9 protein-coding genes and 1 pseudogene are annotated in these 10,840 nt (G+C 63.3%); 6 read left to right on the top strand and 4 right to left on the bottom strand.

The genetic code is table 11. The annotated features are described in order from the left end of the window. The 4 genes and pseudogenes from CQ14_RS20225 to CQ14_RS20210 form a co-directional block, all read left to right on the top strand. Window positions 1-284 (top strand): annotated as a pseudogene (locus CQ14_RS20225) (flagellar biosynthetic protein FliO); the annotation flags it as partial. Then, on the top strand, window positions 281-1,036 hold the full coding sequence (gene fliP / locus CQ14_RS20220) for a flagellar type III secretion system pore protein FliP (RefSeq protein ID WP_057859601.1): 756 nt from the start codon (window positions 281-283) through the stop codon (window positions 1,034-1,036). The pseudogene CQ14_RS20225 and the gene fliP, both read left to right, overlap by 4 nt. A 231-nt stretch (window positions 1,037-1,267) precedes the next feature. Further along, complete coding sequence (locus tag CQ14_RS20215; protein WP_057859604.1) at window positions 1,268-2,248, top strand: GGDEF domain-containing protein; 981 nt, start codon at window positions 1,268-1,270, stop codon at window positions 2,246-2,248. Window positions 2,249-2,350: 102 nt separating this feature from the next. Continuing rightward, window positions 2,351-2,674, top strand: a complete 324-nt coding sequence (locus CQ14_RS20210) for a copper-binding protein (RefSeq protein WP_057859600.1) — start codon at window positions 2,351-2,353, stop codon at window positions 2,672-2,674. Window positions 2,675-2,898: 224 nt separating this feature from the next. Here the strand turns inward: CQ14_RS20210 and CQ14_RS43725 are convergent, their stop codons facing one another. Continuing rightward, window positions 2,899-3,126 (bottom strand): PIN domain-containing protein, encoded by a 228-nt coding sequence (locus tag CQ14_RS43725; RefSeq protein WP_156435189.1) that lies wholly within the window; start codon window positions 3,124-3,126, stop codon window positions 2,899-2,901. A 693-nt stretch (window positions 3,127-3,819) separates the two neighbouring features. On the opposite strand from CQ14_RS43725, the gene CQ14_RS20200 reads away from it, so the two are divergent. Further along, the gene (locus CQ14_RS20200; protein WP_057859598.1) at window positions 3,820-5,214 is read left to right on the top strand and encodes an FAD-binding oxidoreductase; all 1,395 of its coding nucleotides are present in this window, start codon (window positions 3,820-3,822) and stop codon (window positions 5,212-5,214) included. Window positions 5,215-5,403: 189 nt separating this feature from the next. Then, window positions 5,404-5,898 (top strand): hypothetical protein, encoded by a 495-nt coding sequence (locus CQ14_RS20195; protein WP_156435188.1) that lies wholly within the window; start codon window positions 5,404-5,406, stop codon window positions 5,896-5,898. Window positions 5,899-5,937: 39 nt separating this feature from the next. On the opposite strand, the gene CQ14_RS20190 is transcribed toward CQ14_RS20195, so the two are convergent. From CQ14_RS20190 to CQ14_RS20180, 3 genes are all read right to left on the bottom strand, one after another. Continuing rightward, window positions 5,938-6,174, bottom strand: a complete 237-nt coding sequence (locus tag CQ14_RS20190; RefSeq protein WP_057859596.1) for a hypothetical protein — start codon at window positions 6,172-6,174, stop codon at window positions 5,938-5,940. A 144-nt stretch (window positions 6,175-6,318) separates the two neighbouring features. Next, window positions 6,319-6,702, bottom strand: a complete 384-nt coding sequence (locus CQ14_RS20185) for a DUF1488 family protein (protein ID WP_082649958.1) — start codon at window positions 6,700-6,702, stop codon at window positions 6,319-6,321. Window positions 6,703-6,820: 118 nt separating this feature from the next. Beyond that, window positions 6,821-10,615 carry a hypothetical protein gene (locus CQ14_RS20180; protein ID WP_057859595.1) on the bottom strand — a complete coding sequence of 1,265 codons (3,795 nt, stop codon included), beginning with the start codon at window positions 10,613-10,615 and terminating at the stop codon, window positions 6,821-6,823. Between the last annotated feature and the right edge of the window lie 225 nt (window positions 10,616-10,840).

Raw genomic sequence — 10,840 nt, 5'->3', positions numbered from 1 at the left:
AACGCGCAGCCGCGCCGCCGCCACCGCCTGCTCCGCCGCCCCCCGCGCCTTCCAGTGCCGACCAGAATCTCGCCGAGATGGCGCAGCGGCTGGAAGCCGCCCTGCGCCGGCCGGCCGAACCTGTGGCGCCACCGGTTGCACCGGAAACGCCGCCGGCCCGTACCGCCCGCAGCGAGCCTCCTGCTCCCGCTCCGGCTCCGACCCCTGCTCCGCAGAAGAGCGGCTTCGAAAATCTCGAAGACGAGATGGCGTCCCTGCTAGGCCGGCCGAAGAATCCTTCGTGAGGCCGGCGACTTCTCCGCGTAGAGTTTTATTTTTCTTAATCCTGACCGCCGCCGGATCGCTCGCCGATCCGGCGCTCGCGCAGGATATCAGCATCAATCTCGGCCAGGGCGGCGGCGGTGTCACCGAGCGCGCGATCCAGTTGATCGCGTTGTTGACGGTGCTGTCGATCGCGCCGTCGATCCTGATCATGATGACGTCGTTCACGCGGATCGTCGTCGTGCTGTCGCTGCTGCGCACGGCGCTCGGCACCGCGACCGCCCCACCCAACTCCGTGATCATTGCGCTCGCGATGTTCCTCACCGCGTTCGTGATGGGCCCCGTCCTGCAGCGGTCCTATGACGACGGCATCAAGCCGCTGGTCGCCAACCAGATCGGCGTAGAGGAAGCGCTGCAAAAGGCCTCGGTGCCGCTGCGCGGCTTCATGCAGAAGAACGTTCGCGAAAAGGATCTGAAGCTGTTCGTGGACCTCTCCGGTGAGCCGCCGCCGGCAACGCCGGAAGACCTGTCGCTGCGGATTCTGGTCCCGGCCTTCATGATCTCCGAGCTCAAGCGCGCCTTCGAAATCGGTTTCCTGCTGTTCCTGCCCTTCCTGATCATCGATCTCGTGGTTGCATCCGTCCTGATGTCGATGGGTATGATGATGCTGCCGCCGGTCGTGGTGTCTTTGCCGTTTAAGTTAATCTTTTTCGTGCTGGTGGACGGCTGGACACTGGTCGCAGGCAGCCTTGTACAGAGCTACGGCGCTGGTTGACGGGTGAAATCCGCCGATTCCACAACCGAATAGGTCAACATTCATTACGTATTTGCAGCGGAGTTTCCCAGCGAATTTAAGCTGAGATTAGTTCCTTCGTGCACAATGGATGCCAGGGAACAGACATATCTAGACATACAAGCATCACCGGGTCAGACGATGGCAGGCCAGCCGATCGGCGAGATGGACGTCGAATACGCCACGACGATTGCGGACCGCGCTATTCGGTTGATGTCGCAGCAGTCCGTCCCTGCCACGCCGTCCAATTTCGCCGTCTGGTTCGAATATTCGCTCGGCAGCTCGCTGGCGCTGCGAAAGACCATCGACATCCTGATCGCGGGCAAGCGCAAGTTCGACGCCGCGACCAACCACGAGCTGTATATTACCTATGTCGCGCCGCAGTCCGCAGCCGACCCGCTGGGTGACCTGCCCGAGCAGTTGAGCGGCCTGATCGCCACCGCCCAGCAATTCCTCAACACCGCCGTCTCCGACAACCAGACCCACATCAAGGCGCTCGGCGAAGTGTCTTCCGAAGCCGCCACCAGCGATCCCCGAACGATCATTTCGAAGCTGGTTGACGAATTGTCAAAGGCGACGGCGCGGGCCGCGACGCTGGAGGCGAACTTCGCCGCCACCTCCGAGGAGCTCGACAGCATCCGCGATTCCCTGAAGGCGGCCGAGCAGCGCTCCAACACCGATGCGTTGACCGGGCTGGCCAATCGGCACTCGATGGATGAATTCCTCCGCCTCGCCCAGATCGCGGCGATGGAAAAGGACGAGGCGCTCAGCGTCTTCCTGATCGACATCGATCACTTCAAGAAATTCAACGACGATTACGGCCATCAGGTCGGCGACCAGGTGCTTCGGCTGGTGGCCAAGGTGCTGCAGGAAGGTGTTCGTGAAGTCGATCTGGCGGCCCGCTATGGCGGCGAGGAATTGATCGCAGTGCTGCCGGGCGCCGATCTCGAGGCTTGTACGTCAGTCGCCGAGCGCATTCGCCGCCGCATTGCCGAAGCGAAGCTGACCCGCCGCGCAACCGGCAAGGAAATCGGCAGCATCACGGTTTCGATCGGGGTGTCGCAATTCCGTCTCGCTGAATCGGCGGAAGCCATGATCGAGCGCTGCGATCGCGGGCTGTATCAAGCCAAGCGGCTAGGACGTAACCGCACGGTGACGGAAACCGAGCTCGAGCCCGAGGCCGGCGCGGCCTAGCGTTTCAATCGCCTGCGAAGAAAAGCCGCAATGCCTTCCGGTTGCGGAACTAATGCCGCAATCCCGGCTTATCGTGGACACCCTACAGCCGGGAGTGTTTTCATGAAAATCGCAGGGATGATTATGGCTGCCACCGCGGCCCTCAGCATCGCCGGAACATCGGCTCTTGCCCAGCAGCAGCGGACCGGAATGGTGACGAGAATAGACCGGATCAGCGGTACCATCACGATCAAGGATATGCCTGATGGCACCACCGGCGCGAATGCCGGCGCTGCGAGCGAAGAATTCAAGATCCAGGATGGCGCGCGGCTGAATGTGCTGCACGCCGGCGACAGGGTCACCTTCGCCGTGAGCGACTCGGCGGGCACCAAGACCATCACCAAGATCGACAAGGCGGACGCCGTCACAAAGATCGACAAGAAGTGAGGCGATCCCGAAGCGGCATCCCGCTTCGTGATGTGTCGCTTCGCACAGAGAACAGCGAGGCCCGGAGCGCCCTGAGCAAAGCTGACGTTCCTGAAGAAGCGTCGGTTTTGCTTTCGGAGTCCGGGCCTCGTCACCGGAGCTGTCCCATCCGGAACGAGAAGCCGCTCGTCATGAAACACGTAAGACAATCCGGCCAACTTGCCCGATCTGCAGCAAACCGCACGCTAGCGGGATGACCGCTCGAGTGAAGCGCGAATTTCAGCGGCCGCCTCGTCGCAATACTCGTTCAATTTCTGGAACCGTTGCTGCAGCGCCCTGAGTTTCACCGCGCGTTTGGCCGGCCCTTCCCGATCAATATTGAATCTGTCGGCAGGTGACGGACGAGACGCCGCAGCGTCTACGGCGGCAAGCGCCGATCGCATCGATGTGTCGTGACCGTTGCTGGAAGACATTGCACGCCTCACAAATTGAAGTCCGGCCGGATCGGGTCCGGCAGATTCTTCCGTGTGGTCGCGCGCTGGTGTTCCGAGTTTGCACCCTGCAGTGTGTTGTTTGGATGCCCGGTCGGGGTCGATTTGGTGGCAAAAGCTGGACGCTCCGCCGCGAACGTGCCGCCATCCTCGTATTCTTACGGACTCCGATTTCCACGATTAAGATGCAATCAGAAGCCAGATTCATCGAAGCGTTTATTTGTTGCTCAGCGATTCGTTCATATGTCCGTACCGCATTCAGAAACCTGTGTGCCGCCGCGCTGCGAAGCGTGCGGGATAGGTACGGTTCGGATCGGAAAGCTGCCCCGGATCGGACTCCGCCCGCTCGTGTACGTATACAAGTGCGATGCCTGCAACCAGATCACATCGGTCGAGCCGGAGCGGAAGGAAGATGCGCTTCGTCGCCGCTCGGGCTCGATGCGGCGGCCGCGGCGCTAGGGCGTTTTCCAGCGAAGTGGAAACCGGTTCGCGTCAAGAAAACGCGTCAACTCAAGAATCTAGAGCCCCGTTCCGATTCAATCGAAACGGAAGAGGCTCCAGTCAAGATAGATAGCCCGCAAAAACGCGGCCTCCCCACCCGCCGGACCGGGTTTCTTCCCGGCTATGCCGCATGTAAAGCTTCGGCCAAACTTCGCGTAAAGAAGAGGCAGGGGCATGTCCGAGGGTTTCATTGACGAACTGCACAACGCTCTCGGCAAGAGCGCGGTGCTGTCAGGCCGCGACATCGACGCGCGCTATCATCACGACATCGGCGGCAATCCGGCGCCGAAGCCGCGCGCGGTCGTGCGCCCTAAAACGACAGAAGATGTTTCCGCATTGCTGCGGCTCTGTCATCGCGAGGGCGTTCCCGTCACGACGCAGGGCGGCATGACCGGGCTGGTGCGCGCCACGCTGCCAAACGCCGACGAGATCGTGCTGTCGATGGAGCGCATGAACAACGTGGAAGAAGTCGATGTCTCCGCCGGCGTCGCCATCGCGCAGGCCGGCACGCCGCTGCAGAAGCTGCAGGAGCGGGTCGAGCAGGACGGCCTGATGTTTCCGCTCGATCTCGGCGCGCGCGGCAGTTGCACCATCGGCGGCAACATTTCGACCAATGCCGGCGGCAACCGCGTCATCCGCTACGGCATGACGCGTGATCTGGTCCTCGGCCTCGAAGTCGTCACCGCCGACGGCACCGTGCTCAAGGGCCTGCGCAAATACATCAAGAACAACACCGGCATCGACCTGAAGCAGCTTTTCATCGGCAGCGAAGGCATCCTCGGCGTCGTGACGCGCGCCGCGCTGCGCGTCTTTCCGGCTCCGGCGGAGCGGCAGGTGGCGCTGTGCGCCCTGCCCTCGTTCGGACAGGTGATGGCGTTTCTGCGGATGGCGCGGCAAAGCCTCGGCGGCGAATTGACCGCCTTCGAGGTGATGTGGAATGCCTACTACCGCCACACGGTCGAACGCGTGAAGGGCGTGACCGGACCGCTGCCGACTGACCATCCGTTCTACGTTCTGCTGGAGGCTTCGGGCAGCAACCCCGAGCGCATCCATTCCGACCTCGAGAACCTGCTCGAGACCGCGATGGGCGACAATCTGATCCTCGACGCCACGCTCTCGACCTCGCATGCTTCCGCCGCCGCCATCTGGCGGATTCGCGATTCCAGCGTCGAACTGGGCCGCAGCTTTCCCTTCACCGCGCGGATGGGCTTCGATGTCAGCATCGCCATCGACCGGATGGAAGACTATGCCGATACGCTCGACGCACGGGTCAAGGCGATCGATCCGCAAGCCTTCACCATCGTGATGGGGCACGTCGGCGACGGCAATCTGCATCCGAGCGTCTATCACGAACACACGCCCGACAAGCACGACGAGTTCGAGAAGCTGGTCTACGACCTCACCGGCGAATTCGGCGGCTCGATCTCGGCCGAACACGGCATCGGCATTCTGAAGCGGCCCTACCTGAAAATGAGCCGCACCGAAGAGGAAATCGAAACCATGCGTGCGCTGAAGCGCGCGCTCGACCCGAAGAACATTCTCAACCCGGGACGAATTTTTACGGTGTGAAGTTATCGCGCGTCGTTGCGGTTAGCAAAGCGTTAACGGCGGCTGGATTGATTTGAAAGGTCGGATTTTACACGTTCCTTGAATTTGCAATCATAGATTTTGATTACACTGCGACGCAGGTCGGGCGGGCGGGCTTGGACTCAGAAAAGAACTCATATGCGATGGATGCTGCTCATACTCGGATTTACCATGGGCATGATCGGCGGTGCAGGAAGCGCACTCTATGCCGTCGAGAAATACAGGGGCGCTGAATCAAGCGATATCATGCTGTCGCCGAAAACCGTTTTCGATAAGGATGACTATGTGATCGTGTATGGCAGCCTGACGGGGCCAAGTGGACCGCCGAACAACAGCGTTACGATCGTCTGTTACAAGGAACGCATGGTGTGCTCGACCGCCTCGATCACACAGAGCGAGCGCAACACCCTCGGCCCTGTCACGCCTCCCGTTGAATATGCCGTCAGGGAATGGACATCGTCCGAGATCATTGCAGGCGACGGCTATGTCGGTTGCATCCGAACCACGATTACGATCAACCGGGTGACGAAGGATGTCGGCTGGGTCCACGAGCCGGTAAACAGGACGGGACACCTGCCGTGCGGGGACGCCGACAAGGAAGTCCGAAAATATTCAATCGAGCATTCACCGGCATGGAAAAAGGCGCTTGGCAAACCGGCCTCTTAACAATGGCCCGGCTTGCGCGGCCCGGGGCCTCAGCGGCCCTCACTCCCTAAAATCATACTGCTTGCAGAGGTGGTCGCCGATCTGAACCAGCATGGCGACGCATTCGGGATAGCCGGGCTTGGCGATCGTGGCGTCGTCGGCCTTGGCGCGGAATTCCCAGCTATCGCCGTCGCGGATCACAGAGATCTCAATACCGTCGGGACAATCGGCGTGGACCTTCAGCTCGGCTCGCGCCATCGCAATGAGTTCGGCTTCGGTTTTGGCGGGTTTGCTCATCGTGAAGACGTCCTCCGGCGGATTGTTTACCCGCAGGGTGCCGCTTTGACACGCATCTGTCGAGGGGTGACGCCAGGAGGCGATAGGACACACGGACGCAGTTGCCGCTTGCGGCCGTTGTCGCGTCCAACAAAACCCGGCGCGCTATTGCGCCGCGCTCGCCGGCCGCGCTTCCGCAATCACGCGCAGCGAAGCGGCCTGGTCCGCGCCCAGCTCCGGGCCGGTTGCAACCGCGTCCGTGGGCGGTGGCGGCAATTTCTGAATATGCTTGGTGAAGATCCTGACGACCTGTCCCTTCACACAGGGACCTTTGTCGAAAAGGTCGGATGCGAGCCCCTCAACGGCGTCCCGCAGCGACAGGAACTGCGCCTGCCGTGCCATGCTCTCGGTCCCCTTGACGCCACCGAGGATGTCCATCGCGGCGTCGCTGATCTGGCACTCGACCGTATCCGCGTCGTGCAACATGGTGAACCTGAACGCCAGGCGTTCGTTGTCGTGCCCTATAATTCGGTCCCGGGTCAGTGGCATCCGACGGCCAGTTCTGGACGGCTAGCTGGAGACGATTGCAGAAAGCGCCGGAGCGGCGCTGACGTCTTCCCTAATGCGTCAACTGGTCAAAAATTGGCCGAACCTGCGGCCAAATCTGCTACTTCGACTGCTTCGTCAGATCGATCCGCCTCACCCCGGCGATCGCCGGCAAGGCGCCGGTATGGACCGGGTCGTTTCTGGACATATCCGGCGACAGCGGCGCGCGGGCGGTGGCGTCCGGGAAGCGATTCTTCATCTCGCGGATGAAGCCGTCGAGCGTATCGACGCTGGCGGCCATCTTGGCGATCAGCGAGAATTCGGCGCTGTTGGATCCAGCCGGCTTGCTCGCGGTATCGAACGCGGATTTGTCGGCCTCGCCGGTCATCAGCGGCGCGTATTTCTCGCGGAAACGGGCCAGGCCGATCGCATCCTCGGCCAGCGCATAGCCGACCACGGCGCGGAGGACGTCGCTCTTCTCGGCGGCGTTCAGCGGCCTGAAATCGCGCCAGCGGTCGGCGTAATACAGTTCGATCTGTTCGGACGCTTCCCGCCACTGCCGCGACGCCCAATAGATGTCCGAGCGCAGACGGATCGCTTCGCGGCCGGTGATGTTGGAGATGATGTCGAGCGCGAGGTCGTGGCGGCCGACGTCGCTCTGGGCACGGGCCTCCAGGAGCAGGCGCTGCTGCCGCAATTCGCCCGAGAGATCGGAGATCCGCGTCAGACGCAGCGCCGTGATCGCCCGGTCCGGCTTGCGGTTCATCAGGTAGACCATGGCAAGGCGTGCCGCCACCTGCGCACGCGCGGCGCCCTCCAGGCGCTTGTCGACCTGGTACTGCAGCAGTTCCGCGGCCTGATCGAGCAGATCGATGGAGGCGAGCCGGTCGGCGAGCCGCCGGATCATTTCGTCACCGCGCCGGCCGATTGGCGTCAATTCGCGATACTCATAGAACATCGCGAGCGCATCGACCGGCTTCATGTCGTCGCCCTTCTGGGCGAGATAGATTTCGGTGAACAGCGCCTGCGCAACATCCTGGCTTTGCCGCGACAGTTCGGAGTTGGGCTGCAGCTTGGTCGCGGTCTTGGCGGCGGCGAGCGCCTCGGCATAACGTCCGTTTTCCGAGTAGAGCTGGGTCAGCTTGTTCAACGCCTTCAGCTCGATCGCGTCGCCGCGCCAGACGACCGACAATATCTCCAGCTCGCGCGTCAGCTCGGCCTGGCCGAGTTCGCCGCGCCGGTGCCGCAGCAGGGCCTGCAGCAGCCTCGCTTCCGCCGACGCCTGCCGGTCACTGGACTGCGCCGCAAACCTGTAGGCGTCGAGCGCGTCCTTGTCGTGCCCCAGCGCCTCCGCCAGACGCCCGCGCAGCACCGCGATCTCGGGCTTCATCTCGGTGGGAATACCGATCACCTCGAGCTCGCTGCGCCGCCGCGAGGCCCCGCCATAATCCTTCACCTCGAGGGAAGCTCGCATCGCGTCCGCGGTGACGATGCGCTGCAGCTCCAGCGGCAGCGCGGCAATCGAGAATTCGGCGTTCTTGAATTTTTCGCGCGCGTCGGCCCATTTTTCCTGGCGGGCGAACGCGAAGCCTTTCCACAATTGGGAATCGTAGCCGTTGCCAATCGCGGGACTGGCAAGATCCTTGAGCGCGCGCTCGGGATGGCCGATCAGGATGCTGGCAACCGCATGCACCATCATCACGGCGGCATCTTCATTGCCCTGATTGGTGTCGGAGAGGATGAGGTTGGTCACCCCTCTCGCCTCCTGATACATGCCGCGCGACATGTAGAAATTGGCAAGCTCGAGGCGGGCTTGCGCCTTTTGCTCGGGCGCCGCGGCGCCCGCGGCCTTGATCAGCGCATCCAGCCGCGGCAGAAATTTTTCTTCCCGGTTCGTGCGCCATTCCGCGGCATCAAAAAGCGGCCGCACCGCTGCGGTGGCGCGTTCGGCCGCGACGTCGGCGGACGACAGCGTCAATCCGCCGGGTCGTCCGAGCATCACCTTGTCGGCGCCAACCTCGGCGCTGATATCATCGGAGTTCGGATGCACCACCACGCCATGCACGGATTCCAGCAGCGACAGTTCGACGAAATCCTGTCGCTTGATCAGGCCACGGGTCGGCGGCGGCGCGGTCACGACCAGCAGCGTATCGCCGGCGTCGGGATCGACCAGCCGATGCATCACGCCGGGATTGGCCAGCGGCACGGTGACACTGGCGAGCGCCGGATCGGTAATGTTGCGCAGCACCGTCAGCGGCAGCGGCGGCGTCTGGCCGCGGTCGGCGAAGATCAGCGTCCACTCGGCGCCGTTGGCGCGGCCTTCGCCTTCGAGCGAAGGAATCTGCGGCCGGTTGAGCCGGATGCGGATCGCCTGCCCCTTGTCCAACGGCAGCCGAACCACGTCGCCGATGATGGCGCCGCCCTTGGCGCGGATCGGTTCGATATCGACCGGCTTGGTCTGGTCGAACACCAGCCACACCGTATCGGCACGGCGAAACAGCGCCGCCGGAGTCGGCGCGGCAAAGGAGAACGTCACGCGCAGGCCGTCGCTGTCACGCCTCGCCTCGACGGTGGGAGTCTTGTCCTTGGCGCCGCTTTCCGGCGGTGGACCGGACGCCACCGCTGCTGCCTTGACCGGCGGCTCAGCAACAGGTGGCGCCTGCCTGGGAGCGACTGGCTTCGGCGCTTCCGTAGCGGCCTGGACCTGCTCGGGCTGCGCTATTTTCGCAGCTTCCACCGCAGGCAACGGCTTTTCCGGCGCGGCCGCCATTTTCTCGGGCGCGGGAATAGCGTTGCCATTGGCCGGCGGCACCTTGTCGACGGCAGGCATTGCCGCCTCCGCCGGGGACGGCGCGTCGCTCGCCTGCGCGGGCTTGATCTCGATCTTGGCCTGTTCGGCAATCATCTCCGACGTGGCCGGTGGAATCTCCGCCGGCTGCTGCGGCGGCGCTTCCCTCAGAGCCTTGTCGCGTGACATCCGCGCGGCAGGCGCGGGCTTGGCCGGCGGCGCGACCGGTTTCGCCGCAGCCTGCGGCTCCGCCGAGGCGGCCTTTTCCGGCTGCTGGAAGCCGACATCGATCACATAGTTCTTTTCCTCTCGGAAGGAGTGCACGTCGACCTCGCCGATCAGCACGATGTCGACTGCGGAAGAGTCGACGTCGGCCCGCTGATTGATCGAGGCGACGTTCGGCGGCGCCGCCACCTTCGCATCCGCCAGGTCGAAATTGAGCACGCTGTTGAACTGCAGCGTCAGCTTCTGCTCGTTCAGCACCGACGAGACGTTGACGCCATCCGGCATCTCGAACACGAAACGGACGAAGGTCGGCTGCACCGAGGCGCGGACGCGCACCGGCGGCCTCTTCTTCGCGGCTGCCACCGCCATCTGCGCGCGCAGCGCCCGCTCGGCAGCGCGCGCCCGCTCCGCCAGTTCGCGCACGACTGCGGCAGGAAGCGCCGGCGGCGGACCGGTCCAGCTATCGGGCAGGAAGTCGACGAAAATCCGCTCCCCCGCCGTCATCGTATTGACGGTCGCCCGCCGCGCCAGTGACAGCCGGATCGCCGTACCGTCGGGATCGCGCCGCGCCGAACCGACATAATCGGGCACGGCGTCCGACAATTTGTCGACGGGAATGTCCACCGGGCGCTTGAAGCGGATGATGATGATCGAACCGGCGGTCGAAACGTCGGATTCGACGTCTTCCGCCAGCCTCAGCACCAGCCGCGCAAAGCCGCCTGCGGAGGTGAACGTCGCCTCCCCCCGGACAGGATCGTCGGCCCGGCACGCTTGCGGGAACGTCAAACCGGCAAATAACAAAGCAACAGCAAGGGGCTGGCCGAGATAATTAAGGCAACGCTGCGCCGCCCGCGCCAATGCGCGGCCCAGCGATCCAGTTTCAGCGGCAGCCCTTCGCCCCATCCAGAAGAATCTCGTGCCTCAATGAATTCAACGGGCGAAGCGCCCTCGCCCGCACGTTTGAATCTTGGATTGGGCGGCTTAAGGCTTTGTTAACGTCAACTTATTGATTTCGTTGAAGGGGCGGTCGAACGCCGGGTTGAGCCCTGCTCGGGTCCCCAGCAAGGCCATACGCCTCGGGGCTGCGGCTATCGCCATGGCGCCGTCCCGCGCCTTGATCTGGATCAT

This window comes from Bradyrhizobium lablabi, from assembly GCF_001440475.1.
GTDB lineage: Bacteria > Pseudomonadota > Alphaproteobacteria > Rhizobiales > Xanthobacteraceae > Bradyrhizobium > Bradyrhizobium lablabi.
This window is presented reverse-complemented; position numbering and strand designations above follow the sequence as displayed.